Raw genomic sequence first — 13,906 nt, 5'->3', positions numbered from 1 at the left:
TTGTGCGACGTACCTTCAGTACGTCTCCGCGTCATCCCTCGATCGCCTTGACCTTGCGAAAAATCCACGTTCTGGCGACATATGCAAGAAATAAATATGGATTTGAGAGCAATTTGCCCGCTATAAATTTCAAGGTTATCAAGCAGGACGGAACGACAGCGGCCCGTCTCGGCTCTTTGACAACCCCCCACGGCAACATCGAGACGCCGATCTTCATGCCGGTGGGAACCCAGGCGACGGTCAAGGCGATGACTCCCGAAGAGCTACGGCAGGTTGGAGCCCAGATCATTCTGGCCAATACCTACCACCTCTATATCCGTCCGGGGCACGAGCTGATCGGGCGTCTCGGCGGCCTGCACGAGTTCATGCACTGGTCGGGGCCGATTCTGACCGACAGCGGCGGCTTCCAGGTATTCAGCCTGGGGGAACTGCGCAAGATATCCGAGGACGGGGTACGCTTCCAGTCCCACCTCGACGGCTCCTACCACTTTATCTCACCCGAGAATGCCATGGCTATCCAGGAGGCGCTTGGTGGTGACATCATCATGTGCTTCGATGAATGCCCACCCTATCCGTCGGAGTACGCTTACGTGGAAAAATCCCTGGGGCTTACCACCCGCTGGGCCCGGCGCTGCAAGGAAGCACACGCCCGCCCCGACCAGGCACTGTTCGGTATCGTTCAGGGGGGGATGCACCGCGAATTGCGGGTGCGGAGTGCCACGGAACTCATGGAGATCGGTTTTGACGGCTATGCCCTTGGCGGACTGTCGGTTGGTGAAGAGAAGGAGCTGATGTACGAGGTGATGGGTTACTGTGCACCCATCCTGCCGGTTCACCAGCCGCGCTACGTCATGGGAATCGGAGCGCCTGAGGATCTCATAGAGGGGATTCACGCCGGTTTCGACATGTTCGACTGTGTCATGCCGACCCGCAATGCCCGGAACGGCATGCTGTTCACTTCCTTCGGCCGGGTGAACATCAAAGGGGCAGCGTATGCCGAGGACCGTGCCCCCATCGACCCGGAATGCGACTGTTACGTCTGCAATAATTACAGCCGGGCGTATCTCCGCCATTTGTACCGGTCCGGAGAGATACTTGCCTCACGGCTCAATACCTGGCACAATCTACACTACTACCTGGATCTCATGGACCAGGCGCGTAAGGCCATCGGAGCCGGCCGGTTCGGGGAATTCAGGAAGGAGTTTTACGCAAAACGGAGTTCAATGTAGAGGCGAATCTTGTATTCGCCCTTGCTTTGGGCGATCACAAGGATCGTCCCTACAAAAACTAAATGTTATTTATGGAGGTTTCAACTATGTTTGGTCTGGCATTTGCTATGGGTACACCACCGGGCGGAGCGGCTGGCGGCGGGCAGTCGGCGATCATGAACCTGGTGCCGCTCGTTTTCATGTTCGGTATTTTCTACTTCCTGCTCATCCGTCCCCAGCAGAAAAAGGCGAAGGAGCACCGGGCACTGCTCGAAGCCCTGAAAAAGGGAGATGCAGTGGTGACGGCCGGTGGCGTTCACGGCAAGGTCACGGCCATCGATGAAACGGTGGTTACCCTGGAAGTGGCCACCGGCGTCAACATCAAGGTCAACAAAGGGCACATCGCCAGCGTAACGAAGCAGGGAGCGTAGGGGCAAAACTTTGTGGCTGCCTGTTCGGGCGTTCACAATTATTGATTCTACACGTAGCGCAATCCGCAATACCAGGCGGCCCGGCAATGTGCCGGATATGCCATGCCGAAAGGAGCATCCTCAATGTCCAAGGGCTTAACTTGGCGCGTCAGCTTGATTCTGGTTTTTCTGCTCTTGTCGTTTCTCTACCTGACCCCGACTCTGGTCAGCAAGCTTCCCGCCTGGTGGCAGGGGTATCTCCCCAAGGACAAGATCCATCTGGGGCTTGACCTGCAGGGGGGCACCCACCTGGTGATGGAGGTGGAAACCCAGAAGGCGGTTGAAGGGACCCTCGACATCATCGCCACCGATCTGGAAGATTCCCTCACCGCCCAGAATCTCCGCTTCAAACATATTGGCCGGGTCGGATCGGACAAGGTGCAGCTCGTCCTCTATGACAAGGCGACGGCCGAAAATGCCCAGAAGCTGGTGAAGAAGAAGTATCCGGAAATGGAACAGCTCCCGACCTACGATGAGGGTGGCTTTGTCAATATGTCGCTCCGGATGGGGGAAAAGGTCGCCCAGGACCGCCGGGACAAGTCGGTACAGCAGGCTCTGGAGACCATCCGCAACCGGATTGACCAGTTCGGCGTGTCGGAGCCGGTTATCCAGCAGGAGGGGATCAACCATATCGTAGTCCAGCTCCCCGGCATCAAGGATCCGAAGCGGGCCATCGAGCTGATCGGTCGAACTGCCCGTCTGGAGTTCAAGCTGGTGGACGAGAATATCAATGCGGCCACCGCCACGCCGGGAACCATTCCCGAGGATGACGAACTCCTCGTCGAGAAGAAGACCGATCCGACCACCGGGGCCGTCACTGAAATCCCTCTGGTAGTGAAGCGGAAGTCGATGATCACCGGCGACCTCCTGACCGATGCCCAGGTGCGGATCGATTCCCAGTTCAACCAGCCCTATGTGGCGATCGAGTTCAATTCAACCGGCGCCCGCCTGTTTGACCAGGTCACCGCCGCTAATGTGGGCAAACGTTTCGCCATTGTCCTGGACAACAGCATCTATTCCGCGCCGGTCATACGGGAGCGGATTTCCGGAGGCAGTGCCCAGATATCCGGTTCCTTCTCCGAAAAGGAAGCGGCGGACCTCGCCATCGTCCTGCGGGCCGGGTCGCTCCCGGCGCCGGTGAAGATCATCCAGAACGTGACGGTTGGCCCGTCCCTGGGGCAGGACTCCATCCACAAGGGGCTCATCGCCGGCCTTGTCGGTGTCGTCCTGGTGATCTGCTTCATGGCCTTTTATTACAAGCTGGCCGGTCTTATTGCCGACCTGGGGATGGTCCTCAACATCATCTACCTGATGGGGGCTCTGGCAGCACTCGGTGCGACCCTCACCCTTCCCGGCATCGCCGCCATCGTCCTTCTTGTCGGGATGTCCGTCGACTCCAACGTCATCATCTTCGAGCGGATCCGGGAGGAGCTGCGACTCGGCAAGACGCCGGCGGCCGGTCTCGATGCGGGGTATGACAAGGCGTTCCTGACCATCATGGACTCCCACGTCACCACCCTCATCACGGCGGCGGTCCTGTTCCAGTTCGGCACCGGGCCCGTCAAGGGATTCGCGGTCTCCCTCAGCCTCGGTATCATCATCAATCTCTTCACATCGCTGCTGGCTACCAGGGTGGTGTTTGACTTCTTCCTCAGCCGCATGCACGTGAAGAAGCTGAGCATATAGGGGGCATTCATGGAACTCATCGGTAAAACCAAAATAGATTTCATGGGGATGAAGAAGATATCCTTCATCATCTCCGGCATCATTTCAATCATCGGTATCATCGGCATCATCCAGATCGGTCGCGGTGCGGCCAACATGGGGATCGATTTCTCCGGTGGTACGTCGGTCCAGCTCAAGTTCAGCCAGCCGGTCGGCATCGAACAGGCGCGGGCGGCCCTCGCAAAGCACAACCTGGCAGAGGCAAACCTGCAGGAGATCAAAGAGGGGAACAAACTGCTTGTCAAGGTCGGCAAGACCACCCTGGCGACCGGCAAGGCGGCCGATACCATCGTCGACGTCTTCACGAAGGAAATCCCGGGAAACAGCTTCACGGTGGAGAGTTCCACGGAGATCGGTCCCTCCATCGGTGACAAGCTTCGCAAGGACACTCTTGTTGCCGTGGCCATATCCCTTCTCGGCATCATCCTCTACATCGCCTGGCGGTTTGACTTCAGATTCGGTATCGGTGCGACTCTGGCCACGCTCCACGATGTACTGGCCATGTTCGCGGTGTTTCTCATCCTGAACCGGGAGGTCAACCTCCTGTTCATCACCGCGGTGCTGACCATCGCCGGGTATTCACTCACCGACACCGTGGTGGTCTTCGACCGGATACGGGAAAACCTCCACAAGAACCTGAAGGAGTCGATGCCGACCATCTTCAACAAGAGTATCAACGAGGTCCTTTCCCGGACCATCATCACGTCGCTCACTACGTTTATTGCCGCCATGTCGCTGTTCCTGTTCGGCGGCGATGTCATCCACGACTTTGCCTTCGCCCTCGTCATAGGAGTTGTGGTCGGTACCTATTCATCCATCTTTGTCGCCAGTCCTATCGTCGCCCTGTGGGAAGAACGGGCCGGCCAGGGCAAAGCCTAGAAGGGGGCCTTTGTGAAAAAAGAGCAGATTCTTGTTGCTGTAATTGCTCTGGTAGCCGGACTGTTGCTGGGGATACTCTTCTTCGGCGGCAAGAAAGATTCGGCGCCGGTCGGTGGTGGAGTTCCCATGGGTGGAGGAGCGCCTGCCGACTACCAGCAGCGGATCGCCGAAGTAGAGAAGATCGTGGCGCGGGAGCCGGGCAACATTCAGGCGTGGGTCCAGCTCGGAAACGACTATTTCGACACCGGCCAGACCCAGAAGTCGATCAATGCCTACGGAAAGGCACTGGAGCTCGACCCGAACAATACCAACGTCCTTACCGACCAGGGGGTCATGTTCCGGAAGATGGGGTGGTTCGACAAGGCGATTGCCAATTTCGAGAAGGCGCAGAAGCTTGACCCGAAACACCTGCAGAGTCTCTACAACCTGGGGGTGGTTTACGCCCAGGACCTGAAGCAGCCTGCAAAGGCAACGGAAATTTGGGAACGTTACCTGAAGATGGACTCGACCAGCCCGACTGCCCAGCAGATCAAGGGGATGATGGAACAGTTCAAGTCCCCTTCTTCGGGGAGGTAGGAAACTCATGACCCCGCCGCAAGGCGGGGTTTTTTGTTTTCGGGGAAGGGGATTAACAGCTGTGGAACCGGTTACCACGCGCCGTTGGAAAATAAGGGAAGCAGAACAGTCCCGTGCCGATCTGCTGGTCCGCGAGTGTGCCATTCACCCCCTTGTTGCCCGCCTTCTGGTCAACCGCGGCGTTGTCGAGCCGGGTGTTGCCCGCCGTTTCATGGGAGGGACCCTGGCAGACATCCACGACCCGTTCCTTCTGCGCGGCATGGAGCAGGCCGTTGTCAGGCTGGCCGCGGCGGTGGCGACGGGTGAGCCGATCTGCATCTACGGCGATTACGACGTGGACGGGATAACGTCGGTCGCGCTGCTCGTCAGTTTCTTCCGGGCTCTCGGGGCAGCGGTCTTCTACCATATCCCCCTGCGCCTGGAGGAGGGATACGGCCTCTCCGCCGAGGGGATCGCCGGGGTGGCTGAGCAGGGGGCGCGGGTCATCGTCAGCGTCGACTGCGGCATCACGGCAGTGGCCGAGGCCGAATTATGCCGGCAACTGGGGGTCGATCTCATCATTACCGACCACCACACCCCGGGAGAAGTGATCCCGCCGGCCTATGCCGTCATCAATCCCCACCAGCCGGAGTGCCCTTTTCCGTTCAAATTTCTTGCCGGGGTCGGCGTGGCTTTCAATCTCCTCATCGCTCTCCGCAGCAGGCTGCGCGATACCGGCCATTTTGCCAGCCGGCCCGAGCCGAACCTGCGCGAATATCTGGACCTGGTCGCCCTCGGTACCATCGCCGATATCGTGCCGCTGATCGACGAGAACCGCATATTCGTCTCCTACGGACTGCGGGAGCTGTCCGCTTCGACGCGACCCGGCATCCAGGCCCTGAAGACCGTTGCGGGCGTTGACGATGCGGTAACCTGCGGTGCGGTCGGTTTTCGTCTTGCCCCTCGCCTCAACGCCGCCGGCCGCCTGGAGGACGCTGCCCTCGGTGTCGATCTCCTTCTCAGCGGCGACAGGCAGCGATCAAGGGTGATGGCTGAATCCCTGGACGACAGCAACACCGAACGGCAGGCGCTGGAACAGCAGATACTGCGTGACGCCCTGACAATGGTGAAGGGAGAGCCGGGAGGGAGCGGAAGAAAGAGCATCGTACTGGCATCCGATGCCTGGCATCCCGGAGTAATCGGCATCGTCGCCTCCCGTCTGGTGGACCTGTTCCACCGCCCCACCATTCTCATTGCGCTGCAGGATGGCAATGGTCGTGGGTCGGGACGCAGTATTCCGGGCTTCCATCTCCATGACGCACTCTGTGCCTGTGCCGATCTTCTCGTCAAGTTCGGTGGGCACAAGTATGCCGCCGGCCTCTCCATCGACGAGGCGACCCTGGAAAAATTCGTGGCAGATTTCGAGGCGGTGGCGGACGGGCTCCTTGCCACTGAAGATCTTCTTCCCGAGCTGGCTATCGACGCTGAAATCGCACCGGACGACCTGACCCTCCAGATGGCGGAACAGCTGGAGAGCCTTGCCCCCTTCGGCATGGGGAATCCGGAACCGGTCTTCGTGCTCCGGGGAATGGCGGTGACGGAGCGGCGGCTCCTCAAGGAGCGCCATCTCAAGATGCGTCTTTCGGCGGGAGGCAGGATATTCAATGCCATAGGTTTCAACATGGCGGGGAGGGACGACCCTGGCGAACGGTGCGACGTTGCCTTCTCCTTCGGGGTCAACGTCTGGAAGGGAAAGAAAAGCCTTCAGTTGCGTCTGAAGGATTTCAAGATGGCGGAGGGTTAGGATGCAGAGGGAAGAACGTTTCAGCCGGGCGGACCGGGTTATAAAAGTCGGTTTCTGGGTCAACGCCCTGCTCATGGTGATGAAACTTCTGGCGGGCCATTACGGGCGCTCAGAGGCGGTCTTTGCGGACGGTGTGGAGAGTGCCTGCGACTTCGTGGCAATTTCGGCCACCATGCTGGCCCTCAGGATCGGCCGCAAGCCATACGATGCAAAGCACCCCTACGGCCACGGCAAGGCGGAAAGCATCGCCGCCATCGTCGTCGCGCTGGTCATCTTCCTAACCGGCGGAGGAATTCTCTACAAGGCTATCCATACGATCATGGACCGCAGCTACGGCGAACCGGAGTTGATCGCGGTGGCTGCGGCTTTTGCGACAATCATCATCAAGGAGGCGCTCTGCCGCTATTCAATCCGTGTCGGTGGTGCCCTGGGGAGCCCGGCGGTCATCGCTATCGCCAAGGACCACCGTAAGGACGCGGTCACCTCCATCGCCACCCTCATCGGAGTGGGTGGGGCCTTCTTCGGCCTCCCCATCATGGACCCGCTGGCGGCCGGACTCACCTCACTCTTCATCTTCCACATCGGCTTCGAGACCTTTCGTTCGGCGGCCCATGACCTGATGGATGGTCAGCCTCCTGCTGAAGTCATTGCCGACATGAAGGTCCTGGCCGAAGGAGTCGCGGGGGTCGAGCATGTTCACGAGATACGGGGGCGGCGTTCCGGCCAGTACCTTATCGTCGACCTCAAGCTCGATATGGACCCGGAGATGACGGTCAAGCGTTCCCATGACATCGCCACGGAGGTGAAGAGGCGCATTTTCGAGCGGTTTCCCAACGTGGGAGACGTGATGATCCACATTAACCCTCACGATGAAGAACATGAGGACCTTATTCGGCTCTGAGGGAGAGCTCCTCCAAACGTCAATGTCCGATTGCCATTCCGGCAGGGTGGGGTATACTGTAAGAGGTTGCCTGCAGCAGGTCCTTACGGTTTCCGCAAGGCAGCCGAGCGAGGTGCGGCATGAATATTCGGGTGCTCTACAGCGACAACAGCAGCGGCATGGTGCCGGATTCCCTGCTTCAGGAACTGATCGTCAAGGGGGAAGTCGTGGCCTTTTTCCGTTCTACCGGCTGGGTCCACGTGAAACGGGGCCCCCTCCGGAGAAGTGAAAGGCGATACGAAGGGCCCGAGAGACGGAAGGCTTCGCCGGCATAGCTGGCCTGCACTGCGGTAAATCAACATTCAGAGGAGGTTGTAATGTCGAACGGACCCAAATCGGAGAACGACCTGAAGGAAGCGTTTGCCGGGGAATCCCAGGCCAACCGCAAGTATCTTGCCTTCGCCAAACAGGCCGAGAAGGATGGTTATCCCCAGGTGGCAAAACTGTTCCGTGCCGCCGCCGAGGCGGAGACCATCCATGCCCACAACCACCTGCGGGCTCTGGAAGGCGTCAAGGGGACCCGAGAGAACCTTTTGGAAGCGATCGCCGGTGAGACCCATGAATTCATGGATATGTATCCCCAGATGATCGCCGATGCCGAACTGGAAAGGTCCGATCTGGCACGACGTTCCTTCGTGTTCGCCAATGCGGTGGAAAAGGTTCATGCGGCTCTCTACCAGAAAGCGCTCGACACCCTCGGTGCGGCGGCCGAGCCGTTCGATTACTACATCTGTCCGGTCTGTGGCCACACGGTGGAAAAAGGAGCGCCCGATACCTGCGAGGTATGCGGGGCGAAGGGGAGTGTGTTCTTCAAGGTGAGCTAACACAACGCCATAGTTGTGTCCGGCATCTACAAATCACGAAGTTCAGAATGGAGAGGGCGGCCGATGGCCGCCCTCTCTGTTTTTAGGTTGACATGGGTTCGGAAGGAAGTGTCTCATCCAGGTGAGGGGAGTAGGTCCTCCCTCACGTACAAAAAAATGGGCCTGCGTTGGCAGGCCCCATATACGAAGGATGGGTTGGAAGATGTATGAATATTGAGTGGCCAGAAGAAGAGGGGCGCCGGGAGGCGCCCCAGATGTTTACCCTAGGGGAAAACGTTTCCGTACCCCCTGATTTTAGGAGGTTGTTACCATTCTGGACCTAGTAAGACACTGCTGCTATGGCGGAAATCTGGGCCGCCGTCAACGGAGTTGATCCCGTTGAGCGGTATTGGCTCATGGCACCGAAGTTTGCAATGGCTGCCGTGATCTGGGCCGCCGTCCTTGGCCCGAGCGTTCCATGGCAACCGAGGCAGTCGGAGTTATAGAACGACAGGGCGTTAAAGACCGGTGCTGCGGCGCTGGTGGTGGCCATGGCCTGGATCGAAGCGGCACTCTCACCGGTGCTGTTGACTGCGGTAACGACATAGTAGTAGGCGGTGCCGGCGGTAAGACCGGTTTGAACGTAGGGGCTGGTGCCCCCAGCGATCTTGGTTCCGGTTGTTTTCGTGACGCCCGTCGCGGTCGCCCAGTAGATGTTGTAGGAGGTAGCACCGGTGACGGCCGGCCAGGAGATGGTCACCTGATTTGCACCACCGGTGGCTGTCACGCTGGCTGGTGCGGCAGGAGCGGTCGGCGTCGGGGTGGGAGCGGGTGTCGGCGTCGGGGTGGGCATCGTCGGTGCCAGAGCGGTGACGATTGCCTGCTGCTGGGTAGTGGTCAGGGAGGAGAGGGAGCCCATGCCGCCGGTGTTGCTGGCGATGGCTGTCTGAAGGCGTGCCAGGGTGATCCCTATCTTGCTGGAAGTGGCCAGAGGTCCGTGGCAGCTGGCGCAGTTGCTGGTGTAGAGTGCCGCGCCGTCGACCGGTGTGGGGGTTGGTGTCGGAGTCGGCGTAGGCATAGGAGTTGGAGCCGGTGTCGGTGCAGGTGCAGGTGCAGGTGCAGCCGTCCCGAGGGCATTGGCAATGGCCTGGACTTGTGCTGCGGTCAGGGTGCTGAGGAAGTTCATGCTGCCGACAGTGCTGATGGCGGACTGGATCTGGGCGGCAGTCCTCCCTTTTTTGGATGAGCTGGCCAGGATACCGTGGCAGGAGGCGCAATTCGTGCCGTAAAGAGCGGCGCCGTCGATTGTCGCGGCGGGGGGGACCTGTCCGGCGGTGGGCATGTTCCCCATGGTGAAGGTGCCGGAGGTCATGTTCTGGATCGGTGCCGTGCAGATGGTGGCGTTGGTGGTTTTATTGGTAACCACCATGTTGCCGCTGCTGATGGTAACCGATACCGCGTCCAGCATGGCGTCGAGCCCGGTATGGTTGGCGACGAAGGTGCCGGTGAGGGGGTTCGCAGTGACGCCGTAAAGGTCGAACAGAGGTTTGAGACGGGTCTGCAGGCTGGTGGTCGAGGCGACGATGCTGGCGGCCATCTGTTGCTGTACCGCAGGGGTGAAGCCGGCATAGAGCGAAGTGGGATCGGTGACCCCCGCGGCATTGGCGACGATGACGTTGGATAGGGGGGTAACGTTGGCGGTACCATGGGCGGTAGCAAAGGACATAAGGGTTTGGGTTCCGCTGTTCCAGTTCACCTTGACGATAAAGGGAGGGGTCATCCCCTCGACGTTGAAACTGTATGAGCCGTCGCTGCTGGTGGGTGCCGAGAGCTCTTTTGCCGGCATCGACGAATCCTTGATGTACACGGTGCCGACAATGGGGGCGCCGGTGGCTGCCACCCCGGAGAGGGTTGCGGTGCTTGTGGGAGCGCCGCTTCCGCTGCTGCCACAGCCGGCCAGCGCGATGGAGGCGGCTGCGCTACAGAGCGCAATCAGTCTCGTGATGGTTTTTCGCATTGATGTCTCCTTTGTTTGGTGAATCTGCTGTTTCCTGGTTTCTGCCCGCATGCGGACACAAAAAAAGCCGGGACCGAATATCAGGTTGATATTTCGGCGACCCGGCTGTCTCGGTGAGACCCTGTAGGCTTTCCGTCCCATCCTCGCGAATGGTTTAGTATTGTCGTCTATCGGCAATAAGGTGTGTCAATAATGTTTTAATGAACTTTACGGTAAACAAGCCGATACGTCAAGAAAAAATGTATAAAAATTGTTACAAATGTGAAAATTTATTGCGGGGCATGGGTCATGATGCAGCTGCCAGTGCTTCTCCAGCCAATATTATCCGGTCGTCTTCAATGGTTATTGCCTGGGCGCTGTGCTCGATCAGTTCGTAGAGACGGAGGTATTTTTCCACTTCCGCTGGCTGACTGGTCTTGCGGCCGAAATACTTGCCCGGCTGGATGAAGACGTCGGTAACCGACTGGTCGTCGAAGATGGCGAAGTCGCAGGAGCAATTGGTATCGCGTCCGCTAATGTCGCTGGCGGTGGGGAGCTCGTCCCGGTAGACGATCCGCACGTCGATATCGTCGTGATACTGGGCGAAAAGCACTTTTTGTACCTCGGAATCGATCAGTTCGTCTCTCCCCACCACGAAGATGCGGGTGATCCGGACTCCCCGGTCGAGGGCGCGCAGGTTGGACTGGTAAAAGTTGAGGAGCGCTCCGCGACTTCCCCAGCCGCTGGTGAGGGGATCGACCGCTTTTATGGAGCGGGTTGCCTGGTCGGCGAGTTTGGCTCCTTCCAGGTAGAACTCGGTATCGTCGAGGGGGATGTACCCCTGCTGGAGGAGGGCGAGGGTCCGTTTTGTTCCCGTCATGAGTTCGCTGGCCTTGGTCTGGCATTCCGGGTCGGTGATCCGGGCGATGGCTTCCGGAATTTCGTGGGCCTGCAGGTACTGGTCCCGCAGTTCTTCCCTGGTTTTTTCGATTTCCTCGCGCAACAGCCAAGTGACGAGGGACAACAAGATGCCGACGGCGAAGATGACGTAGGCCGCCTCCTTGTAGTCGAGTACCCAGTGGAAAAAGATAGCCAGGCCGGAGCCGGCAAGGAATTCGATGAAGACCGCCATGTGCTGGAATTTCCTGTTCATACATACCTCCTTCTGTGCCCTGCCAGTCGGGAGTTGGACAGAGCCATGGCAGAGCATAAAAAAAGCCGGGCCGCCCCATATCTGGTAAGATATTTCGGCGGCCCGGCTGTCTCGATGAGACCCTATGGGTTTTCCGTCCCATCCTCGCGGATGGTTTAGTATTGTCGTCTATCTGCTGCCGGTTTTTTTTAAAAGTCGTTCAGACCATACCCGCTTTGTTTCCGAAAGTCAAGTAAGGGCTCCCTGCTTTTGGCATAACGGCGCGATTACACTCGCTTCAGCTGGGCTTTTGCAGGCGATATTTCTGTAAAGGCGCTGTTTCTGATCAGTTCCCGGCAAGCTCTTTTCCCTCGGCCACCATCAGTTCGGCAACCAGCCGGGTGAAGCGGAGGGGGTCCTTGATGGGGGACCCTTCGGTCAGAAGCGCCTGGTCGTAGAGGAGTTCGCAGTAATCGGCGAGCCGGGCATTTCCCTTGTCCTTTTCATACAGCCTGCCCAGAACCTGGAGGAGCGGATGCTCGGGGTTCAGTTCCAGTATCCGCTTGGATTCCGGCACTGCCTGGTTCATGGCCTTGAGGATCCGCTCCATGTTGGCGTTGAGCCCGTAATCGTCGGCCACCAGGCAGCAGGCGCTGTCGGTGAGGCGGCCGGAAAAGCGCACCTCCTTGACCTGCTCCTTGAGTCGCTCCTGGATGAAGCCGAGGAGATCCTTGTACTGCTTCACCGCTTCCTCTTTTTTTGCCTCCTTCTCCTTCTTCTCTTCTTCCGTGTCCAGTTCCAGGTCTCCCCGGTCCACCCCCTTCAGTTTTTTCCCATCGTACTCGGTCAGGTGCTGGACGACCCATTCGTCCACCGGGTCGGTGAGGAAGAGGACTTCGTACCCTTTCTTGCGGAAGATCTCCAGGTGGGGGGATTGCTCCAGCGCCTCGCGGGCGGTGCCGGTGATGTAATAGATCTCCTTCTGCCCTTCAGGCATCCGGGCGACGTATTCCTTGAGGGAAACGTACTCTCCTTGTTGAGTTGCCGTGCTCTCGAACAGCACCAACTCCTGGAGTTTGTCCCGGTTGGCGTGGTCGAAATGGATACCTTCCTTCAAGACCGGGCCGAATTCCTTGTAGAACGCCAGGTACCCTTCCGGCTCCTTCTCCCTGGTTTCCGCCAGGGTGGCGAGGACCTTGCCCACCAGGTTCTTCTCGATTCTCTTTATCTGCACATCTTCCTGAAGAATCTCGCGGGAGACGTTGAGGGGAAGGTCGCTGGAATCTACCACCCCCTTGACGAAGCGGAGATAATCGGGGATGAGGTGTTCGCAGTTATCAGTGATGAAGACCCGCCGGACGTAGAGGTTTATTCCCCGTTTCCGGTCCGGCATGAACAGGTCGAACGGTTTGTGAGCGGGAAGATAGAGAAGTGCCCGGAATTCGCTCACCCCTTCGGCGGCGTAGTGGATGGTCTTGAACGGCTTGTCGTAGTCGTGGGAGATGTGCTTGTAGAATTCCTCGTACTCCTCGTCGCTGATCTCGCTCTTCGGCCGTGTCCAGATCGCCTTCATGGAGTTGAGGGTCTCGGTGGTGGTCTTTTCGATGGTGCCTCCCCCCTCGATGACCTTGCCGTCTGCGTCGGTGACCGGCTCCTCCCGGGTGATGTCCATGACGATGGGGTACTGGACGTAGTCCGAGTATTTCTTGACGATGGTGCGGATCTTCCACTCGTCCAGATACTCTTTCATCTCCTCCTTCAGGTGAAGAACAATGTCGGTACCGCGTCCCTCCTTGGTGCACTCCTCGATGGTGTAGCTGCCGTCGCCGGCGGATTCCCACCGGCAGCCGTTCTGGGTGCCGTCACCCCCCTTGCGGGTAATGAGAGTGACCCGGTCGGCTACCATGAATGAGGCGTAGAAGCCGACCCCGAACTGGCCGATCATTTCCGGATGTTCCGCCAGGTTCTGTTCCTTGATGTTCTTGAGGAAGGCGCGGGTGCCGGAATGGGCGATGGTGCCGATGTTGGTCTCCACTTCCTCCGCGGTCATGCCGATGCCGTTGTCCCGGATGGTGAGGGTGCCGGCCGTCTTGTCGGGGATCAGTTTGATCTGCCAGTCGGCGTTCCCCTCGAGGAGCGCTTCGTTGGAGTGGGCCTCGAAGCGTACCTTGTCGATGGCGTCGGAGGCGTTGGAGATCAACTCCCGAAGGAAGATGTCCCGGTTGGAGTAGAGGGAATGAATGACCAGGTCGAGGAGTTGCTGAACTTCGGTCTGGAACTGCTTGGTGGTTTTGGACATGAAACGCACGTCTCCTTTGTTGACAATTGAATTGATGCACAACCCGCATAACATAACCATCGTGGTCAGATTTTGCAAGGGTGCCGGACCGATTT

At 58.8% G+C, this 13,906-nt stretch carries 12 protein-coding genes and 2 riboswitches; of the genes, 9 read left to right on the top strand and 3 right to left on the bottom strand.

The features are described from left to right. Window positions 1–113: 113 nt before the first annotated feature. From tgt to LDN04_RS14795, 9 genes are all read left to right on the top strand, one after another. On the top strand, window positions 114–1,229 hold the full coding sequence (gene tgt, locus LDN04_RS14835) for a tRNA guanosine(34) transglycosylase Tgt (protein ID WP_223912286.1): 1,116 nt from the start codon (window positions 114–116) through the stop codon (window positions 1,227–1,229). 86 nt (window positions 1,230–1,315) lie between these two features. Continuing rightward, window positions 1,316–1,639 carry a preprotein translocase subunit YajC gene (yajC, locus tag LDN04_RS14830; RefSeq protein WP_223912282.1) on the top strand — a complete coding sequence of 108 codons (324 nt, stop codon included), beginning with the start codon at window positions 1,316–1,318 and terminating at the stop codon, window positions 1,637–1,639. A gap of 123 nt (window positions 1,640–1,762) precedes the next feature. Further along, on the top strand, window positions 1,763–3,364 hold the full coding sequence (gene secD / locus LDN04_RS14825) for a protein translocase subunit SecD (RefSeq protein WP_223912279.1): 1,602 nt from the start codon (window positions 1,763–1,765) through the stop codon (window positions 3,362–3,364). Between the two features lie 9 nt (window positions 3,365–3,373). Next, the gene (gene secF / locus LDN04_RS14820) at window positions 3,374–4,282 is read left to right on the top strand and encodes a protein translocase subunit SecF (protein WP_223912277.1); all 909 of its coding nucleotides are present in this window, start codon (window positions 3,374–3,376) and stop codon (window positions 4,280–4,282) included. A 12-nt stretch (window positions 4,283–4,294) separates the two neighbouring features. Then, a complete protein-coding gene (locus LDN04_RS14815) occupies window positions 4,295–4,858 on the top strand; it encodes a tetratricopeptide repeat protein (RefSeq protein ID WP_223912274.1) in 564 nt (187 codons plus the stop codon). 61 nt (window positions 4,859–4,919) lie between these two features. Next, a complete protein-coding gene (gene recJ, locus LDN04_RS14810; RefSeq protein ID WP_223912272.1) occupies window positions 4,920–6,641 on the top strand; it encodes a single-stranded-DNA-specific exonuclease RecJ in 1,722 nt (573 codons plus the stop codon). A 1-nt stretch (window position 6,642) separates the two neighbouring features. Next, a complete protein-coding gene (locus tag LDN04_RS14805; RefSeq protein ID WP_223912269.1) occupies window positions 6,643–7,542 on the top strand; it encodes a cation diffusion facilitator family transporter in 900 nt (299 codons plus the stop codon). A 119-nt stretch (window positions 7,543–7,661) separates the two neighbouring features. Then, a complete protein-coding gene (locus LDN04_RS14800) occupies window positions 7,662–7,856 on the top strand; it encodes a GSU3473 family protein (RefSeq protein ID WP_223912266.1) in 195 nt (64 codons plus the stop codon). 42 nt (window positions 7,857–7,898) lie between these two features. Further along, window positions 7,899–8,405, top strand: coding sequence for a rubrerythrin family protein (locus LDN04_RS14795; RefSeq protein ID WP_223912264.1), 507 nt, complete (start codon window positions 7,899–7,901; stop codon window positions 8,403–8,405). A 319-nt stretch (window positions 8,406–8,724) separates the two neighbouring features. Here the strand turns inward: LDN04_RS14795 and LDN04_RS14790 are convergent, their stop codons facing one another. From LDN04_RS14790 to htpG, 3 genes are all read right to left on the bottom strand, one after another. Next, window positions 8,725–10,401 carry a c-type cytochrome gene (locus LDN04_RS14790; protein ID WP_223912261.1) on the bottom strand — a complete coding sequence of 559 codons (1,677 nt, stop codon included), beginning with the start codon at window positions 10,399–10,401 and terminating at the stop codon, window positions 8,725–8,727. A 92-nt stretch (window positions 10,402–10,493) separates the two neighbouring features. Next, window positions 10,494–10,570, bottom strand: a riboswitch (cyclic di-GMP riboswitch). Between the two features lie 117 nt (window positions 10,571–10,687). Further along, a complete protein-coding gene (locus LDN04_RS14785) occupies window positions 10,688–11,533 on the bottom strand; it encodes a hypothetical protein (protein ID WP_223912258.1) in 846 nt (281 codons plus the stop codon). 93 nt (window positions 11,534–11,626) lie between these two features. Beyond that, a riboswitch (cyclic di-GMP riboswitch) is annotated at window positions 11,627–11,703 on the bottom strand. A gap of 155 nt (window positions 11,704–11,858) precedes the next feature. Further along, window positions 11,859–13,811, bottom strand: coding sequence for a molecular chaperone HtpG (htpG, locus tag LDN04_RS14780; protein WP_223912255.1), 1,953 nt, complete (start codon window positions 13,809–13,811; stop codon window positions 11,859–11,861). Between the last annotated feature and the right edge of the window lie 95 nt (window positions 13,812–13,906).

The organism is Geobacter sp. AOG1 (assembly GCF_019972315.1).
GTDB lineage: Bacteria > Desulfobacterota > Desulfuromonadia > Geobacterales > Geobacteraceae > Geomobilimonas.
This window is presented reverse-complemented; position numbering and strand designations above follow the sequence as displayed.

What these genes read in the sequence shown, in the direction of transcription:
- yajC (WP_223912282.1), top strand. Translation starts at nt 1,316, where the DNA reads ATGTTTGGTCTGGCATTTGCTATGGGTACACCACCGGGCGGAGCGGCT.
- secD (WP_223912279.1), top strand. Translation starts at nt 1,763, where the DNA reads ATGTCCAAGGGCTTAACTTGGCGCGTCAGCTTGATTCTGGTTTTTCTG.
- secF (WP_223912277.1), top strand. Translation starts at nt 3,374, where the DNA reads ATGGAACTCATCGGTAAAACCAAAATAGATTTCATGGGGATGAAGAAG.
- LDN04_RS14805 (WP_223912269.1), top strand. Translation starts at nt 6,643, where the DNA reads ATGCAGAGGGAAGAACGTTTCAGCCGGGCGGACCGGGTTATAAAAGTC.
- LDN04_RS14800 (WP_223912266.1), top strand. Translation starts at nt 7,662, where the DNA reads ATGAATATTCGGGTGCTCTACAGCGACAACAGCAGCGGCATGGTGCCG.
- LDN04_RS14795 (WP_223912264.1), top strand. Translation starts at nt 7,899, where the DNA reads ATGTCGAACGGACCCAAATCGGAGAACGACCTGAAGGAAGCGTTTGCC.
- LDN04_RS14790 (WP_223912261.1), bottom strand. Translation starts at nt 10,401, where the DNA reads ATGCGAAAAACCATCACGAGACTGATTGCGCTCTGTAGCGCAGCCGCC.
- LDN04_RS14785 (WP_223912258.1), bottom strand. Translation starts at nt 11,533, where the DNA reads ATGAACAGGAAATTCCAGCACATGGCGGTCTTCATCGAATTCCTTGCC.
- htpG (WP_223912255.1), bottom strand. Translation starts at nt 13,811, where the DNA reads ATGTCCAAAACCACCAAGCAGTTCCAGACCGAAGTTCAGCAACTCCTC.